Annotated in this window: 1 protein-coding gene; it reads right to left on the bottom strand. The window is 43.4% G+C overall.

Annotated features, from left to right (window positions below; genetic code table 11):
• Nucleotides 1–45: 45 nt before the first annotated feature.
• Nucleotides 46–244: hypothetical protein (locus ACRHOZ_RS21255; RefSeq protein WP_431130350.1), on the bottom strand; the 199-nt coding region annotated here is incomplete at its 5' end.

Raw genomic sequence — 244 nt, forward strand, 5'->3', positions numbered from 1 at the left:
GTCCGATTTTATTTTTGCCTCAGATTGCTTTCCTGTTTCTATGTACTATTTCAGGTCTTCAAGGGTTTGGTTCAGGTCTTTTCGCATCTTGGGTTTTATCATGCAGCCCATCAGAAGACCAGGAAGGGTAGCGAGGGTAACATCCAAGTCCACCGTCACTTCTGAAGTATTAACACTCAAAGGATTAACCTTCCAGTTGGCATTCGCAGCCTTCATAATGAATGGAGTGTCATCAAGATGGTAC

The sequence above is a fragment of the Flagellimonas flava genome (assembly GCF_050617915.1).
Taxonomy (GTDB): domain Bacteria; phylum Bacteroidota; class Bacteroidia; order Flavobacteriales; family Flavobacteriaceae; genus Flagellimonas; species Flagellimonas flava_A.